Origin of the sequence: Intestinibacter sp. (assembly GCF_022780145.1) — a bacterium.
Classification (GTDB): domain Bacteria; phylum Bacillota; class Clostridia; order Peptostreptococcales; family Peptostreptococcaceae; genus Intestinibacter.
Map to the genome: position 1 here is coordinate 1 of NZ_JALEXO010000127.1, position 19443 is coordinate 19443.

The 19443-nt window shown below is 29.7% G+C and carries 11 protein-coding genes and 11 tRNA genes; all 22 read left to right on the forward strand.

From position 1 onward, the window contains the following. Window positions 1–76, forward strand: a tRNA-Lys gene (locus tag MR593_RS04705). Between the two features lie 4 nt (window positions 77–80). After that, window positions 81–169, forward strand: a tRNA-Ser gene (locus MR593_RS04710). A 3-nt stretch (window positions 170–172) separates the two neighbouring features. Next, window positions 173–248 (forward strand) — tRNA-Phe (locus MR593_RS04715). Window positions 249–259: 11 nt separating this feature from the next. After that, a tRNA-Met gene (locus tag MR593_RS04720) sits at window positions 260–336 on the forward strand. Window positions 337–344: 8 nt separating this feature from the next. Further along, window positions 345–421: transfer RNA gene (locus tag MR593_RS04725), tRNA-Ile, on the forward strand. A gap of 15 nt (window positions 422–436) precedes the next feature. Then, a tRNA-Pro gene (locus MR593_RS04730) sits at window positions 437–513 on the forward strand. Between the two features lie 10 nt (window positions 514–523). Then, window positions 524–600 (forward strand) — tRNA-His (locus tag MR593_RS04735). Between the two features lie 10 nt (window positions 601–610). After that, window positions 611–686, forward strand: a tRNA-Lys gene (locus tag MR593_RS04740). 4 nt (window positions 687–690) lie between these two features. Then, window positions 691–765, forward strand: a tRNA-Cys gene (locus MR593_RS04745). 5 nt (window positions 766–770) lie between these two features. Further along, a tRNA-Arg gene (locus tag MR593_RS04750) sits at window positions 771–847 on the forward strand. 19 nt (window positions 848–866) lie between these two features. Further along, window positions 867–942: transfer RNA gene (locus tag MR593_RS04755), tRNA-Val, on the forward strand. Window positions 943–1292: 350 nt separating this feature from the next. Next, complete coding sequence (locus MR593_RS04760) at window positions 1293–1706, forward strand: hypothetical protein (RefSeq protein ID WP_290690283.1); 414 nt, start codon at window positions 1293–1295, stop codon at window positions 1704–1706. 530 nt (window positions 1707–2236) lie between these two features. After that, a complete protein-coding gene (locus tag MR593_RS04765) occupies window positions 2237–5683 on the forward strand; it encodes a pyruvate carboxylase (RefSeq protein WP_290690285.1) in 3447 nt (1148 codons plus the stop codon). A gap of 362 nt (window positions 5684–6045) precedes the next feature. Beyond that, a complete protein-coding gene (locus tag MR593_RS04770; RefSeq protein ID WP_290690288.1) occupies window positions 6046–7980 on the forward strand; it encodes an elongation factor G in 1935 nt (644 codons plus the stop codon). A 358-nt stretch (window positions 7981–8338) separates the two neighbouring features. Continuing rightward, window positions 8339–8956 carry a UvrB/UvrC motif-containing protein gene (locus tag MR593_RS04775; RefSeq protein WP_290690291.1) on the forward strand — a complete coding sequence of 206 codons (618 nt, stop codon included), beginning with the start codon at window positions 8339–8341 and terminating at the stop codon, window positions 8954–8956. Between the two features lie 19 nt (window positions 8957–8975). Beyond that, window positions 8976–9965, forward strand: a complete 990-nt coding sequence (locus MR593_RS04780) for a hypothetical protein (protein ID WP_290690294.1) — start codon at window positions 8976–8978, stop codon at window positions 9963–9965. Between the two features lie 59 nt (window positions 9966–10024). After that, window positions 10025–12472, forward strand: a complete 2448-nt coding sequence (locus MR593_RS04785) for an ATP-dependent Clp protease ATP-binding subunit (protein WP_290690296.1) — start codon at window positions 10025–10027, stop codon at window positions 12470–12472. 172 nt (window positions 12473–12644) lie between these two features. Then, complete coding sequence (gene radA / locus MR593_RS04790; protein ID WP_290690299.1) at window positions 12645–14012, forward strand: DNA repair protein RadA; 1368 nt, start codon at window positions 12645–12647, stop codon at window positions 14010–14012. A 5-nt stretch (window positions 14013–14017) separates the two neighbouring features. Continuing rightward, entirely contained in the window at window positions 14018–15085 is a 1068-nt protein-coding gene (gene disA, locus MR593_RS04795) for a DNA integrity scanning diadenylate cyclase DisA (RefSeq protein ID WP_290690301.1), read from the forward strand. Between the two features lie 65 nt (window positions 15086–15150). Further along, window positions 15151–16251: a PIN/TRAM domain-containing protein gene (locus tag MR593_RS04800; protein ID WP_290690304.1), complete on the forward strand. Its 1101-nt coding sequence runs from the start codon at window positions 15151–15153 to the stop codon at window positions 16249–16251. Between the two features lie 296 nt (window positions 16252–16547). After that, window positions 16548–18530, forward strand: coding sequence for a BglG family transcription antiterminator (locus MR593_RS04805; protein WP_290690306.1), 1983 nt, complete (start codon window positions 16548–16550; stop codon window positions 18528–18530). 20 nt (window positions 18531–18550) lie between these two features. Next, complete coding sequence (locus MR593_RS04810) at window positions 18551–18994, forward strand: transcriptional regulator GutM (protein ID WP_290690308.1); 444 nt, start codon at window positions 18551–18553, stop codon at window positions 18992–18994. Window positions 18995–19443 lie beyond the last annotated feature (449 nt).

The window sequence follows — 19443 nt, forward strand, 5'->3', positions numbered from 1 at the left end:
GACTCATTAGCTCAGTCGGTAGAGCACTTGACTTTTAATCAAGGTGTCCGGAGTTCGAATCTCCGATGGGTCACCAATATGGAGAGGTGTCCGAGTGGTTTAAGGAGCTGGTCTTGAAAACCAGTGATGCTTAACGGCACCGTGGGTTCGAATCCCACCCTCTCCGCCAAATGCCTAGATAGCTCAGTCGGTAGAGCAGGGGACTGAAAATCCCCGTGTCGGTGGTTCGATTCCGCCTCTAGGCACCAAAAAAAATTGCGGCGGTATAGCTTAGTTGGCTAGAGCGTTCGGTTCATACCCGAAAGGTCACAGGTTCGACTCCTGTTACCGCTACCAATTAATGTGGGCCATTAGCTCAGTTGGTTAGAGCGCCCGGCTCATAACCGGTAGGCCCGGGGTTCGAGTCCCTGATGGCCCACCACATTAATTAAAAGATCGAGGTGTAGCGCAGTTTGGTAGCGCACTTGGTTTGGGACCATGGGGCCGGGGGTTCGAGTCCCTTCACCTCGACCAAAATAATATGGTGGATATAGCTCAGCTGGTTAGAGCGCCAGATTGTGGCTCTGGAGGCCGTGAGTTCGAATCTCATTATCCACCCCAAATAAAATATGACTCATTAGCTCAGTCGGTAGAGCACTTGACTTTTAATCAAGGTGTCCGGAGTTCGAATCTCCGATGGGTCACCAATATGGCGACATGACCAAGTGGCTAAGGTAGAGGACTGCAACTCCTTCATCCCCAGTTCGAATCTGGGTGTCGCCTCCAGACAAGCGCCTATAGCTCAACTGGATAGAGTGTCTGACTACGAATCAGAAGGTTGGGGGTTCGAGTCCCTTTGGGCGCACCATATTATAAACAACCATTGAGGGATCATAGCTCAGCTGGGAGAGCACCTGCCTTACAAGCAGGGGGTCACAGGTTCGAGCCCTGTTGGTCCCACCAGTAAACCTTTAGTGATTAAATCGCTAAAGGTTTTTTTGTATATAATGTTATTTTACTTATTTTTAATGGACATTATTATAAATATATATTAGTTTTATGTAAATAATATTTCTATAATATATATTTGCGGGGTATTATTTATAGAAAAAAATTGAATTATTAATAAATTTTAAAATTAAGACTTTTTTAGTAATATAATATATAATGGTATTATTGGAATTACAATAGTACCGTTGATAGCATTTAAATATATTGAGAAAGGAGAAGTCAGAAAATTAATATATATTAAAGGTGTATATTGAATACAATAACACTTTCATAAATATAAGCATTTCTGACATAAAACGAATTTGTATATAATATTTGATGAGCAAATAATTGATAGTGATGAAATAAAATATTTAATAGAAAAAAATAGCGATTTCAAAGTTGAAAAAGATATGTGTAAAGCAACTAAAAGGGAAGATGTTTTAGCTTATCTATTGACGTTAGATGTCGATTTAATAAAAAAAGAAATCGAAGAAGAATATGATTTGCAGGATATGGAAATGGATGATCTATTTGAAGAGTATATGCAAATAGCAGAAGAAAAAGCTATCGAATTAGAAGAAATGATGCCTATGTATTCAATAATGAATGCAAGATCTTATAAATGGGATATGAGCGAAAATAAAATAAAAACTGTAATAGCTATAGCTCATACTGATTTAGGGGTATTAAAACTTTCAGATGTTGTAAAAAGATTATTATCTGAAACAGATTAATAATATAGAAATAATAAATAATTAAAATGTGTTTATGACATTGTAATATTGCACGCTATTAGTAATTAATAAAATGTTGACATTAAATTTTTGAGAAAATTAGAAAATAATAAATATTTTAATTAAAGTATAATAGGTAGATTTATTTTAATATTGAATGAAAATAATTTATCATCAAGAATATTGTTATATTATGTAAAAATAATTTAATAAAATATAATAGATAGATTTATTAAAACAATACTTTACTAATAGTGGCGTTTTGACAAAAAAATATTTGATTTATGTACATTTATAATTAAAATAATGATTTTATTCATATAAATAGAAATATTTTAATATTAATTGTAAAAAAATATTCTAAGTTCACTTAAATTAAATATAGTGTTTTTTCAAAATACATAAATTAAATTATATATTGAAAGAAATTCTATTATTAATTAAGAAACTTGTTAAAACTGGTTTAAAATTAAATTGAATTGATTTATAATCTTAAATATTACGATGAAAATGAACACGGGGGGGATAAAATGCAAAAGAAGTTTAAGAAAATACTAGTTGCAAACAGAGGCGAAATTGCGATAAGAATATTTAGAGCATGCGCTGAACTAGGAATAAAAAGTGTTGGGATATACAGTAAAGAAGATAAATATAGCTTATTTAGAACAAAAGCGGATGAATCTTACTTAATAGGTGAAGATAAGAGTCCAATTGATGTATATCTAGATATGGATGGAATTATAGCATTAGCAAAAGAAAAAAATGTAGATGCAATACATCCTGGTTATGGATTTTTAGCTGAAAACTCAGAATTTGTACGTAAATGTGAAGAAAACGGAATAGCTTTTATAGGTCCTTCAGCTGAGATAATGGATAAAATGGGTGACAAAATAAATTCTAAAAAAGTTGCACATTCTGTTGGAGTTCCTACTATACCAGGTGTTGATAAAGTTATAGAATCAGTAGAAGAAGCTAAAGAAGTAGCTAACTACGTTGGATATCCAGTAATGGTTAAAGCATCTAATGGTGGCGGCGGTAGAGGTATGAGAGTTGTTTACAACGAAAAAGACTTAGCTCTTGAATACGAAACTGCCTGTAGTGAATCAGAAAAAGCTTTTGGTAAAGCTGTAATATTCATAGAAAAATATATAGTAGACCCAAAACACATAGAAGTACAAATATTAGGAGATCAAGAAGGCAATATAGTACATCTATACGAAAGAGACTGTTCAGTACAAAGAAGACACCAAAAAATAATTGAATATGCTCCAGCATTTTCTCTAGACCCAAAAGTAAGAGAAAGTATATGTGAAGATGCTGTTAGAATAGCTAAAGGCGTTGGATATGTAAATGCAGGTACTTTAGAATTCTTAGTTGATGCAGATGGAAATCATTATTTCATAGAAATGAACCCCAGAGTTCAAGTTGAACATACTGTAACAGAAGAAATAACTGGTATAGATATAGTTCAAAGCCAAATATTAATAGCAGAAGGATACACTTTAGATAGTGAAGAAATAGATATAAAATCTCAAGAAGACGTAAAAGCAAGAGGATATTCAATCCAATGTAGAATCACAACTGAAGATCCTAAAAATAACTTCATGCCTGATACAGGTAAAATCCAAGTTTATAGAACTGGATCAGGTAATGGTATAAGACTTGACGGTGGTAATGGTTGTGCAGGATTTGACATAAGCCCATATTACGATAGTTTATTAGTTAAGACAATTTCTTGGGATAGAACTTTCAAAAAAGCAATAAATAAGATGTTAAGATCTATAAGAGAATTAAGAATAAGAGGTGTAAAAACTAATGCAGGATTCTTAATTAATGTTCTAGAAAGTCCTGAATTCCAAGAAGGAAAATGTAGTACTAAATTTATAGATGAACATCCAGAATTATTCAATATAAGAGAAAGTAAAAATAGAGCTACAAAATTACTTCAATTTATAGGTGATGTAACAGTAAACGAAAATCACTGTCAACAAAAACCAGTGTTTACTACACCACATAAACCAATTATAAGAACTGATATACCTGACATTGAAGGAAGTAGACAACAATTACAAAGATTAGGTAAAAAAGCATACATAGAAAAAATAAAAAATGAAAAGAAATTATTATTAACAGATACATCTATGAGGGATGCACATCAATCTCTAGTAGCTACAAGATTCAGAACTTATGACTTCTTACAAGCAGCACCTGCTACTGAAGCATATATGAAGGATTTATTCTCACTAGAAATGTGGGGTGGAGCTACATATGATGTTGCATATAGATTCTTAAATGAATCACCATGGATAAGATTACAAAAATTAAGAAAAGAAATACCAGACATCTTATTCCAAATGTTATTCAGAGCTTCTAATGGTGTTGGTTATACTAATTACCCAGATAATGTAATAACTACATTTATAAAAGAAGCAGCAGAACAAGGTATAGATGTAATAAGAATATTTGACTCACTTAACTGGGTTGAAAATATGAAATTATCAATAGATGCTGGTCTAGAAACAGGAAAAATAGTAGAAGCTACTATGTGTTATACAGGAGATATACTAGACCCTGCTAAATCTAAATATAATCTTGAATATTACATAAATATGGCTCAAGAATTAGAATCATTAGGAACAGATATAATCTGTATAAAAGACATGGCTGGCTTATTAAAACCACATGCAGCTTACAGCTTAATAAAAGCATTAAAAGACAATGTAAATGTTCCTATACACTTACATACTCATGATACTAGTGGTAATGGTGTTGCAACTTGCTTAATGGCATCTAAAGCTGGTGTAGATATAGTAGATACAGCTTTACAATCAATGGCAGGACTTACAAGTCAACCATCATTAAATGCAGTAGTAGAAGCTTTAAGATTTGATGAAAGAGATACAAAGATAGACTTATATGGATATGAACAAATAGGCGATTACTACTATGATTTAAGAGAAGTTTATAAGAAATTTGAAAGTGGATTAACAAGTTCTTTCGCACAAATATACCAATATGAAATGCCAGGAGGACAATATTCTAACCTTAAAGCTCAAGCTGATAGTTTAGGATTAGCTGATTCATTTGATCAGGTAAAAGATAACTACCAAAAAGCTAATAAGATATTAGGAGACATAATCAAGGTTACACCATCTTCTAAGGTTGTTGGTGACTTAGCAATATTCATGACTAAGAATGGATTAACTGAAGAAAACATAATAGAAGAAGGTAAGAAATTATCATTCCCAGACTCAGTAGTTGATTACTGTAAAGGTATGATAGGACAACCAGTTGGTGGAATACCTCAAGATATACAAGAAGTTGTATTAAAGGGAGAAGCTCCTATAACTGAAAGACCAGGTAAATTAATGCCACTTGCTGATTTTGAAGCAGATAAGAAATACTTAGATGAAAAATTCTCTATGGATTCTAACATAAGAAATATATTAAGTTATGAATTATATCCAAAAGTTTATGAAGATTACCTAAGACATCTTCAAGAATACAACGATATATCTAAATTAGAAAGTCATGTATTCTTCTATGGATTAGATCAAGGTGAAGAATGTGATGTTGAAATAGAAGATGGTAAATCACTTTCTATAAGATTAATAGGTATAGGCGATGTCAAAGAAAATGGATATAGAACAGTAGTATTCAGAATGAATGGTTCTCTAAGAGAAGTTGAAATAAAAGACAACAACTACTCAGGTCTAATAAAACAAGTTGAACTTGCTGATATGGATGATCCACTACAAATAGGGGCAGCTATTCCAGGTAAAGTTGTTAAAACTCTTGTTAAAAAAGGCGATGTAGTAGAAGAAAACCAACCATTAATAGTAATAGAAGCTATGAAGATGGAAACTAACATAGTTGCTAAGGTTGTAGGTAAGATATCTTCAATAGAAGTTAAAGAAGGAGACATGGTTACTGATAAACAATTATTAATGACTATGGAAGCTGTAGAAGAAGCATAAAAATAAATTATTTTCAAAAAGGAATTTTGCAAATTAATTTTGCGAGGTTCCTTTTTTTTTATATAGAAAAATAATAAATATAATTATATTTATTTGAAATCTAATGTTCGTAGTATATTAAATTCAGTATACAATAAAATAATAATAATATTGAAATTACAGTAAAAAATTTAGAAATAAAAAAGGAAAATTATACTTATATGTAGAAATATATTTAACTATAAAGTAAATAATATTTTTTGTTATGGGATATAATGTAATAAAAAAGTATTGTTTATTAAATTAAGATATAAAAATATAGAAATAAAAATATTAAGGAAATACGACTTAAATTTTTAAAACAAACAAAGGTAGGTGCTCTTATGAAAGTGTATGATAGTAACAATTTAAGAAATATTGCGATTTTAGGTCATAGTGGTTGTGGGAAAACTAATTTAATAGAAGCAATCGCATATACAGCTAATCTTAAAAAGAAAATACCACAACTAAGTGATAAAACAAACATGACTTACAGTATGGGTCTAGTTCCAGTAGAATACAATGGTATCAAATATAATTTATTAGATACTCCTGGATACTTCGATTTCTGTGGAGAAGTAATTTCATCTCTAAAAGCTTGTGCAGCAGCTGTTATAGTAATAGATGCTACATCTCCTATACAAGTAGGTATCGAAAAATCACTAGAAATGACTGAAAATATGCCTAAAATAATGTTTATCAATAAAATTGATAACGAAAAGGCTAGATATAAAGATGCAATAGACATGCTAAGAGAAAAATACGATAAAAAAATAGTGCCAATGATAATACCTGAATACAAAGATAAACAATTTGTTAAATTACATAACATATTAGATAATTTACAAGAAGCATTTGATGGTGACTTTACTAATCAAGTTTTAGCTATAAAAGAAGGTTTAATGGAACTTGTTGCAGAAGCTGACGATGCTTATTTAGATAAATATTTCAGTGGTGAAGAATTTACTGAAGAAGAACTTCAAAAAGGAATCACAATAGGTATAAAGAGAGGGGATATAATCCCAGTTATATGTGGTTCAACTATTAATAACATAGGTACAAAAGAAATATTAGAAACATTAGAATCATATATCTATCCAGGTCATATAGACAGTGAAGCTCCATTCAGAGGACAAGTATTTAAAACTATGATGGACCCATTCACAGGAAAAACATCTTATATCAAGATTATAGAAGGTACTTTAAAGAAAGACATGGAAGTTATAGATATAACTCAAGATAAAAAAGAAAAATTATCTAACATATATACAGTAGTAAATGGTAACTTAGAAGAACTTGAAGAAGCTAAAGCTGGTGATATAGTTGCTGTAACTAAGGTCGCTTCATTAAAAACAGGAGATACTATAGCAGCTAAACCTGATGCTATACCACTAGATCCAATTGAATTCCCTAAACCACAAATTTACTATTCAGTTGTGCCTAAGAATAAAGGTGAAGAAGAAAAAATCGCTTCTTGCTTAAATAAAGTTGCAGAAGAAGACCCAACTATACATTGGTATAGAAATGCTGAAACAAAACAAACTCTTGTTGGTGGACAAGGTGAATTACACATAAATACTATTAAGAAACAAATTAAAGAAAAATATGGTGTAGACTTTGATCTAGAAGATATCAAGGTTGCATATAGAGAAACTATCAAAGGAAGCTCAGATGTTCAAGGTAAACATAAGAAACAATCTGGTGGTCGTGGACAATACGGTGATGTTCATATAAGATTCTCTAGATCTACAGAAGACTTTGAATTCGCAGAAGAAATATTTGGTGGATCTGTTCCAAAATCATATATACCAGCAGTAGAAAAAGGTTTAAGAGATTCTATGCAAAAAGGTATATTAGCAGGATATCCAGTTACAAATATCAAAGCAGTATTATACGATGGTTCTTACCATGATGTAGACTCTTCTGAAATGGCATTCAAGACTGCTGCTTCTATAGCATTCAAAAAAGGTATGCAAGAAGCTAAACCAATATTACTTGAACCTATAATGAGCTTAAAAATAACAGTTCCAGAAGAATATATGGGAGATGTTATGGGTGATATCAATAAGAGAAGAGGTAAAATATTAGGTATGGAACCTGATAACAAAGGAAAACAAATTATATTTGCTGAAGCACCTCAAAGTGAAACATTTAAATATGCTATAGACCTAAGAGCTATGACTCAAGGTAGAGGTCAATTTGAAATGGAATTAGAAAAATACGAAGAAGTACCATCTCAAATAGCTAAGAAAATAATTGAAGAAGCTAAAGAAGACTAATATTAAAAAATGTATATAGGGGGAACTTATGCAGGTTTATTCTGCATAGGTTCCTTTTTGTTGTGTATAAATATAAAAAAGTATATAATTATAAATAATAGTCAAAAAGCATACCACTAGTTTTATAAATAATAAAATATCTAAAAAAACATAGTATATATATGTAATAAATAATACATTTTTTTATATTATAATGGTATTAAATAAATTATTTTGAGTTGAATTAACAAAAAAATGGGAATAATAATATTATATGCTATAAATAAATCTATATATTTTCCAATATGAGATAAAATTTAAAATCAAAACTATCGAGAAATATTATAGAATTGCTATTTTATTTATGAGGAGGGATAATATGTTGTGTCAAAAATGTAATAAAAAAGTAGCTACTGTTTTTATAAGTACAATTGTAAATGGGCAAAATAGTCAAATGTATTTATGTACAGATTGTGCAAAAGAATTTCATGATAGTATGAACTCAAATATGCAAATTCCTTTTCCTATAAATGACATTTTATCAAATATGTCTTTCGATGAAGAGGCAGTAAATGAATTGATTGAAGGTTTAAAAGAAATGGAAATTAATGGTCAACTTAAAGGAATGATTGAACAAGAGCATTTAGGAGAAGGACAACAAGTAGAAGGTAGTAGTGAAGCTAATGAAAATCAAAAGGTAGATATTAAATGTAGTGTCTGCAATACATCATTTGAAGATTATAAAAAGACTGGAAAATTAGGTTGCAGTAAATGCTATTCTACTTTTGAAAAACAATTGAAGCCTATAATTGAAGGTATTTACGGATATTCAGAACATATAGGAAAATTCCCTAAAAATGAATTTAAAGATGTTCAAGTAATTAGAGCTGTAGAGCATTTAAAGGAACAATTAAATATAGCTATTCAAGAAGAAGAATATGAACAAGCAGCTAAGCTTAGAGATGAAATACTAGAACTAGAAGCTAATAATATGTAGATATGTAGGAGGAATTTATATGGAACAAAGTGTAGTAATAAAGTCAAAAGTAGATATATCGAGAAATTTAAATGGTTACTCATTTCCACATAAGTTATCTAGCAGAGAGGCTGATATTATAATAGAAAAAGTAAATAATATTTTATCTAGTTCTAAATATGATCTTATTTTAAATAAAACAAGAGAGTTAAGCCAAATTGAAATCGATTCACTTTTAGAGAGAGAGCTTGTAGATGGTGATTTTTTAGCAAGTGAAAATAGTGCTGTACTTGTTAATTACGATAAGACAATATGTATATTAATAAATGGACTAGATCATATAAAAATTCAAGTAGTTGGATATAATGGTATTAAAGAGCTATACGACATAGCGAATGAAATTGATGATGAATTAGAGTCACATTTAGAATATGCATTTGATAAAGATTTAGGATACTTGACAACATGCCCTGTCAATGTTGGTACAGGGCTTAAAGTGACTAATACAGTGCATATACCAGCCATACAAATACTAAAGCAAGTAGATGAATACTACAAAATAGCACATAAAATAGGTATTAATTTTAAAGGAGTATATGGCAAGACAAAATCAATATTAGGTAGCTTATACCAAGTATCTAACAGTATAACACTTGGAAGATCTGAAGAAAATATTATACAAAGTGTAGAGAGTATATCAAAGGATTTATCTAAGAGAGAATACGAAGGAAGAGAAGTATTAAAAAACGTAAGAAAAATAGACTTAGAAGATGATGTTTTTAGATCTTTAGCTATATTATCAAGTGCTAGAGTTATCACTAATACAGAGCTTATGAGATGTTTATCTAGTGTAAAGCTTGGAATAGAAATGGGTTATATAGAGGATGTAAGTTTAGAAAAAATAAAAAAATTAATGACAGGAAGACAACCTTATTTAAAAGTTATAAGCGCATACGATGACGAAGAGAAAATAAAAAGAGCATCTTATATTAGAAGGGAATTTAGTCTAGCTAATAGAAATAGTAAATAATATTATTTCTATATCTATATAGATGATTTATCTGTATAGAATTGATAGGAGGGATTGATATGTACTTCAATAGATTTACTCAAGGTGCCAAGGCTTCCATAAATCTAGGTAAGAGTTGTGCGAAAAGCTTAGGACATAGAGTAGTAGGAACAGAGCACTTAATAGTCGGACTTTTAAAGGAAAGATATGGGATTGCAGCGAGAGTACTTAAAAATTTAGGTATAGATGAAAAAACTTTTGAAAATAAATTAATAGAAGTAGAAGGTAGGAATGATCCAGTTGAAGGCGATATTCCTCTAAGTCCACGCTCAAAACAAATTTTAGAGAAAGCAGCTGTTTTCGCTAATAAATTAAATACAAATTACATAGGAACTGAACATATACTTCTTGCAATAGCTCAAGAAGGAGAAGGTTTGGGAATAAATCTACTTAGTAATTTAGGTGTAGACCAAAGGGAATTAGTAGAATCAATTATGAAAATGATGGGAGTTGAAAATTATTCAGTGGAACCAGCAAGACCAAATGATACAAACAGAGAAGAAGCTTCAACATCAAAGCTTTTAGATAAATACGGTGTGAATCTAACAGAAGAAGCTAAAAAAGGAAAAATAGATCCCGTTATTTGTAGAGAAAAAGAAATACAAAGAGTAATTCAAATTTTAAGTAGAAGAACAAAAAATAATCCTGTGCTTATAGGAGATCCCGGTGTTGGTAAAACTTCTGTAGCAGAAGGGTTGGCTATAAATATTTCTAAAGGTAGAGTACCAGATACTTTGAAGGGTAAGTCACTGTATACTTTAGACATGGGAAGCTTATTAGCAGGAGCTAAGTATAGAGGTGAATTTGAAGAGAGAGTAAAACAAGTAATAGATGAGGTTAAGAAAAGAGAAAATATAGTTTTATTTATAGATGAATTACATACAATTGTAGGAGCTGGATCTACAGGGGAAGGTTCAATAGATGCATCAAATATTTTAAAACCTGTATTAGCAAGAGGAGAAATGCAAATAATAGGAGCAACTACTATTGATGAATACAGAAAGCATATAGAAAAGGATGCGGCATTAGAACGTAGATTTCAACCAGTTTTAGTTGAAGAACCTACTAAAGAAAGTACAATAAAAATACTTGAAATACTTAGAGACAGATATGAAGCTCATCATAAGGTAAAAATAACAGATGAAGCTATAGAAGCTGCAGTTGATTTATCAGTTAGATATATAACAGATAGATTTTTACCAGATAAGGCTATAGACTTAATCGATGAAGCAGGCTCAAAGGTTAGATTGAGAGAAAGTACTCCGCCAGAGGAAATAAAAGAATTAGAAGATAGAATAGAAAGTATAAACAACGAAAAAGAAGAGGCTGTTAGATGCCAAAACTTCGAAAAGGCAGCTAAGGTCAGAGATGAACAAAGAAGACTAAAGGAAGAATTAAAGCAAATTAGAGAAAAATGGAATAACTCGACAAAGACTAAAAATACAGTTACTGCAGAAGTAATAGCAGATATTGTATCTATGTGGACTGGAATACCTGTAAACAAAATAGTCGAAGAAGAAGCTGAGAAATTATTAAATATGGAAAATATCCTACACAAAAGGGTTGTAGGACAAGAAGAGGCTATAAAATCTATAGCTACAGCTATCAGAAGATCGAGAGCAGGTATAAAGGACCCAAGTAAACCAATAGGTTCTTTCTTATTCCTAGGACCAACTGGTGTAGGTAAAACAGAATTAAGTAAGGCTCTAGCAGAAGCACAATTTGGAGACGAAAATCAAATAATCAGAATCGATATGTCTGAATACATGGAAAAACACGCTGTATCTAGATTAATAGGTTCTCCTCCAGGATATGTAGGATATGACGAGGGAGGACAATTAACAGAACAAGTTAGAAAGAAACCATATTCAGTTATACTATTTGATGAAATTGAAAAAGCGCATCCAGATGTATTTAATATTTTATTACAAATATTAGATGATGGTAGACTTACAGATTCTAAAGGAAGAACTGTAGACTTTAAAAACTGTATAATAATATTAACTTCAAATGTCGGAGCAACTGCAATTAAAAAGCAAAAGAGACTAGGATTTGGAGTTATAGACGAAAAAGAAATACAAAAAGATGAATACGAAAAAATGAAAGAAACTATTATGACAGAATTGAAAAAGCAATTTAGACCAGAGTTTCTAAATAGAATAGACGACATAGTAGTATTCCATTCATTGACTAAAGAAAATATTTCAAGCATCGTAGTTCTAATGTGCAAACAATTAATAGATAGATTAAAAGAATTAGAAATAGACTTAGAATTACAACCAGATGCTATAGACTTAATTGCAAAAGAAGGTATTGATCTTGAATATGGTGCAAGACCATTAAAAAGAGCAATACAAAATCATTTAGAAAACGAATTATCTGAGTTGATTTTACAGAGAGCAATTAAAGCTGGCGACACTGTTGTGGCAAGTGCGAAGGATGATAAGATGGTATTTACAGTGAAATAGATTAAAATTTCCTACGTCTTTATTTATTAGGGGAGTTAAAGCTCCCCTAAATTAATATTAAATTAAAAATAAATTATAAATTTTAAGGATTATGTAAGAAATATTTGATATTATTACAATAAGATATATGTTATTCTAATAATACAATGATATGTTAAGGGTGATAAATTTAATGGCAAAAATTAGAACTAAATACGTATGTCAGTCATGTGGTTATGAAACCAGTAAATGGATGGGCAAGTGCCCAGAATGTATGAAATGGAATTCTTTTGTAGAAGAAGTAGAAGAGAAAAAAAGTAAAAAAGAAGTTTTTGTTATAGATAAATCAAATTCAAAGCCTGTTAGTATAAATTCTATAGTAGCTGTAAAGGAAGAAAGATTTACGACAAGCATAGATGAATTGGATAGAGTTTTAGGTGGAGGAATTGTAAAGGGATCCTTAGTTTTAGTAGGAGGAGATCCTGGAATAGGAAAATCTACACTTTTAATGCAAGTATCTAGCAATGTTGCTAATACTAATAAAAAAGTATTATATATATCAGGTGAGGAATCTGAATCTCAAATAAAAATGAGAGCCAGTAGATTAGGTGTTAATTCACAAAATTTATATATTTTCGCTGAAAATAATTTGAGCATAATAGAAGCATATTTAGAAAAATTAAATCCTGAATTGATTATAGTAGACTCAATTCAAACTGTATATTCCCCAGAGATATCCTCAGCTCCTGGTACTGTGAGCCAAATTAAAGAAGGAACATCAAAATTTATGAAAATATCTAAAAAGATGGGAATATCCACATTTATAGTGGGACATGTTACTAAAGAAGGGTCTTTAGCAGGACCTAAACTGTTGGAGCATATGGTAGATACAGTGCTATATTTTGAAGGAGAAAGATATAACTCTTATAGATTAGTCAGAGCTGTCAAGAATAGATTTGGTTCAACTAACGAATTAGGAGTATTTGAGATGAAGGATATAGGGTTGGTTGAGCTTAAAAATCCTTCACAAGTATTGATTTCTGAAAAGCCAAAGGATGTATCAGGTTCTGTCATAATATCGACAGTTGAAGGAACTAGACCGATGCTTTTAGAGTTGCAGGCTTTAGTAGCTCCTACAAATTTTGGTATGGCGAGAAGAACATCTACAGGTGTTGATTTTAATAGGGTAGCTCTATTATTAGCTGTTCTTGAGAAGAGAATTGGATTACAAATTCAAAACCAAGATGTCTATATAAATATAGTTGGAGGAATAAGAATAAATGAGCCGTCAATAGACTTGGGTATAGTTATTGCTGTAGCCTCAAGCTTTAGAAATATACCTATAGCATCAGATATTGTTGTTACAGGAGAGGTTGGTTTAACTGGTGAAATAAGAGCTGTAAGTTATATTGAAAAAAGAATTTCAGAATGTAAAAAGCTAGGCTTTAAAAAAATTGTAATACCAAAAAATAATTACGAAGCAGTAAAAGATGTAAAAGGTATAGAGATAATTCCCGTTGACAATCTTAGACAAGCAATAAATATAGTGCTAAGGGGGTAATACTTATGGATAATATAATTAATAACGAAGGTTTGTTACATGCTTTAAAAATGATATCTCCAGGAACCCCACTGAGAAAAGGTATAGAAAATGTATTGAGAGCAAAGACAGGTGGGCTTATCGTACTTGATTGTAATGAAGAGGTTATGAAAATTGTCGATGGTGGATTTAGAATAGATGCTGATTATTCACCAGCATATTTATATGAACTAGCTAAAATGGATGGAGCTATAGTGCTTAGTGAGGATTCTAAAAAAATATTATTAGCAAATACTCAGTTAATACCAAATTACAATATACCAACAACAGAAACAGGTACTAGACATAGAACTGCAGAAAGAGTAGCCAGACAAACTGGAGCTATTGTAATATCTATTTCTCAGAGAAGAAATGTTATTACCGTTTATAGAGGTGATCAAAAGTACGTTGTTGAAGAAATATCTGAAGTTTTTTCTAAGGCGAATCAAGCTTTGCAGACCTTACAAAAATACAAGGATGTCTTAGATACGTGCATTTACAATTTAAATTCACTAGAATTCAACGACTTGGTTACAATTTACGATGTAATAGTAGTAGTTCAAAGTATGGAAAGAGTTATGAGAGTCGCTCAAATAATAGAAGGATATTTGATTAATTTAGGTGAAGAAGGATACCTAGTAAGGATGCAGCTGGAAGAATTAATAGGTGGAACTGAAAAAAATAGACTTTTGTTATTAAAAGATTATAAAAGAGAAAATATAGATTTAGATGAATGCCAAAAGAAAATCAGAAACTTATCTGAAGAAGATTTGTTAAATAAAGTTAAAATAGCTAGAGTTTTAGGTTATAATGGAATTTCAGAAGACATGGATTTACAAGTTCAGACTAAAGGATATAGGATGTTAAATAAAGTACATCGTTTACCAGCATCAATTATAGAAAATTTAGTAAATTATTTTGGAAATTTCCAAGAAATTTTACAGGCCTCAATAGAAGAACTGGATGAAGTTGAGGGAATAGGTGAAATAAGAGCAACATATATTAAAAATGGACTTATAAAGTTAAAAGTAGTATTAGGTAATGGTCATATATAATAATGTGACACAAAGGTATTATGAAGTTTAAATCAAAGGAATATAAATTTTAAGGGGGTGACACTTTGATAAGTAAGTTAATTAGAATTTTAATAGGATTATTAGGTGCAGCATTAGGAACAACCGTATATATTTTCTTAGTTAAATGCTTCCCAAATGTATTTGTGGGAATTAATGATTATAAATATATAATATCAATAGTAGTAGCATTAATATTTGGTGTATTTTTCTACGTAATAGGACCTTGGATAATCTCAAAAATAAGAGATAGTGTAAAAGTATTAGACAAGGAAATTTCTAAATATCCACAATCTGATATATTATTAGGAACAGTAGGTCTTATAGTAGGTTTAGTCATAGCTTATTTAATAGTTGGAGGAATAGGTACTTTTATAAATATACCAGTTATAACAGCTATAATATCTATAGTAGTATATCTATTTATGGGATATTTAGGTATTAGAATTGCATTAAAAAGTAGAGATGATTTATTTAACATAAATAGATTGAGTAAGCTTACAGCGTCTTTAAATAAAGAAAAACAAGCTAAGAAAGAAATTATAGTAAAACAAATACCACCAAAAGTATTAGATACAAGTGTAATAATTGATGGTAGAATATCAGATATATGTAAAACTGGATTTATCGAAGGTAAATTAGTAATACCTAGATTTGTTTTAAATGAGTTGCAACATATAGCCGATTCTTCTGATGATTTAAAGAGAGTTAGAGGTAGAAGAGGTCTTGATATACTTAATTCAATTCAAAAAGAACTTGATATAGATGTTGAGATAAGTGACATCGACTTTGAGGATATACCAGAGGTTGATAGTAAACTTCTAAAATTAGCTCAAACTATAGGAGGAAAAGTAGTTACTAATGATTTTAATCTTAATAAGGTAGCTCAATTCCAAGGAGTAGAAGTCTTAAATATAAATGAATTAGCGAATGCAGTAAAACCAGTTGCAATACCTGGAGAGCAAATGTTAGCTCAAGTTGTAAAAGAAGGTAAAGAACAAAATCAGGGAATAGCTTATTTAGATGATGGTACGATGATAGTTGTAGATGGAGGTAGAAAATATATAGGACAAACTATAACTGTATTAGTTACATCAGTACTTCAAACACCAGCAGGAAGAATGATATTTGGAAAACCTAAAAACTAAATTTTATATAAGAAACATTGTAAATTCATGGGAAATTTATAGTTTTAGATATATAATGTAAAATTATTATATGATTATAGAGGAGAGTCGATATGACTCTCTTTTATAATTTGTAAAAAAAATATACATATTCAGGAAAAAATATTATAATTAAAAATGAATAATATTAAAAAACACTTTTACAAATGTTCTTGGTTAAATTCTTGGTAAACATTTTCAAAACTGAAAGGAAAAATAATGTATTAAATTTTTTTTTGATTTAATATAGACTAAAAAATGTAAGGAGGAGTCCGTGCATGAGTAGTGGTTTAAAGTTGCCATCAATTGATTATAAAGAATTTAAAATTTTGACTTTATGCAAAAATAAAGAATTCGCAAATATAAATTATATGGCTGAAGAACTAAAGGTTACAACTAGGAGTGTTAGAACATATATAAAGCAATTAAATGATAATTTAGGAGAAGATATAGCGCAAATAATATATGTTAAAGGTCATGGATACAAGCTTGAAATAAGAGATGATGAAATTTTTGATCTTTTATTTGAAGAAAACAGAAAAATTCCTTTTGATTTCAATGTAAAGGATGAAAGAATTTTATATCTACTAGACTTTTTTACTGAATTTGACGAAGTAATAACAATAGATCAATTGGCAGATAAAATTTCAGTAGGTAGAACGACAATAGTAAATGATATAAAATCAGTTAGGGAAATATTGAATGAGTATAATTTAGATTTAATCAAGAAACAAAATTTTGGAATGTGGTTAAAAGGAAATGAGTTCGATAAAAGATTGCTCTTACTAAATTACATATATAAAGATTCAAAAAATGATTTAGCGAATTCAAGGTATGTCACAGATGTAGAAGAAAATTTATTAGAAAAATTAAAAAAATCAATACTAAAGTTATTTAAAGAAGATAGCTTTTATGCTACAGACCAAATTTTTGAAGAAACAATAAAATACATTTTGGTTCAGGTTGGCAGAATAAAAAATGGCAATGAAATATTTGAGTACGATAAACGTTTTGACTTATTGGGTTCATATGATGAGTATAATATATCAAAGAAAATAAAAATTATAGTTGAAGATATTTTTGATATAGCTTTAAATGAATATGAAACATTATATCTTACATTGCCTCTAGTAAGTGGAAATGCTGCACCGATTTCTAAATTTGTATCAAATAAGCCGAAGCTTCGCAACAATATTGAAGATTTAATGGAGTTAATTTTTAAGGAAATATATGAGAGAATGGGAATTATAATATATGACCAGTCTTTGAGAGATAGCTTAGGATATCACTTGGAATTTACTTTAAATAGATTGCTATTTAAAATAAAGCTTAAAAATTTATTACTAGATGAAATGAAAGAAAATTACGTATTACCTTATAATTTAGCAAAGATAACTGCTGATGTCATTGAAGATGTTTATAATTTAACTGTTCCAGAAGATGAAATAGGATATATAGCAGTACATTTTGGAAGTTATTTAGAAAAAAATATAGCTTCTAATACATTGAAAAATGTTGCTATTGTATGTTCTACAGGCTTAGGAGCTACGAATTTAATTACAATTAGGATAAAAAAAATCATAGGACAACATGTAAATATAGACACATTTTCAATGTTTGAGATAGATGAGGTTGATTTTAGTAAATATGATTTAGTATTTACAACAAATGATATAGATATAAATTCGAATGCTGTATTAAAAATAGATTCTATTTTAGATGAAAATAAGTTAAGAAATAAAATAGAAAAAATTATATATTTAAATAATAGTAATTTGAGTAGAAATTTAAAAGACTTAAAATTATCGGAGAACCTATTGATAGGTGCGTTTTTACAAGAGAGACATTTTTATGTATTGAATAAAAAGACAGTTTCAGCTGCATTAAAATCGATGATAGATTCTATGATAGAAGATGGAGTAGTTGGAGAACAATTTAAAAAAGATATACTTGAGAGAGAAAAAACTCATCCAACTATATTTAATAGTGGATTACTTTTACCGCATTCAGTAAATGATAAATCAGATGAGATATATGTATCGATTGGGATTTTGAATAAACCTATAGAATATTTAGGCGTAGAAATAAAAGTAATTATGTTAATAGCATTTTCTAGTGATGATAGTAATACGGATTTATTAGTAAAGATATACGAAGAGGCTTTAAGTCTAGGACAAAATGAAAAATACATAAATCAATTGGCTAAATGTAAAACTTTTTTTGATTTTACAAGTACATTATTAAAAATATCAATAAAATAATAGAGTAAGGATGTGTTTAAATGAAAATAATTATAGTTTTAGTACTTTTATATCTTGCAAATTTTGGGACATCATATTATCTTCATAAAAAATATGTAGCAGCCCAAAAAAGAGTTAGACAATATGGCGGTGTTTCTACAGCAAGAACAAAAGGTGGATTTACAAAGAAGGGTAAAATAGTTCTTTTAGCATTTGATGAAGAAGATGAAATAATAAAATATGGTGAAAAATTTGAAGGTATAACTGTATTTTCTAAATTTCAAGAAATTGAGGATATAAAAGGGCTTACATTAGATGAGGTAGAAAGTAAGTTTGCTGATGAAGAAGTTATATTACAAGCTATACAATATATAAGAGAAAGAGATAAGGATGTTGAATCTGAAGAGGATGAAAAATCAGAAGAATCAGATGTCGATGAAGTAGTTGAAAATAAAGCGGTAGAAGTTGATGATACTACTGTATAAAAATAAATTAAACGTTGAAATAAGGGAGACTTGATTTTAAATTATCGAGTCTCTTTTTTTGTTTTGTATAAATTAATGAAAACAAGATTTATTTTTACAAATGTTCTTATATAGAACATAAAGTATGAATTTTCCATTTAAAGTGGAAAAAGAATGTATTAAATTTTAAGGGAGGTTGTTATAAACTTAAATCATAAGAGAAAGAGATTAAACAATAAATCAAAAATACACTTACAAAATTCAACTTAATTAAAAGTCTAATAAGTTGAATAACTGAAATTAAAAAATAAGCTTAAAAGCAAACATATAAACAGGGGGAATTGAAATGTATAACTTAAACAGAAAACTTGAAGAATTAGAAGTACAAGGAAAAAGCATCAAAATAGCAATAATAGGTGCAGGACACATGGGAACTGGTATGGTAAGCCAAGTTGTAAACATGAAAGGTA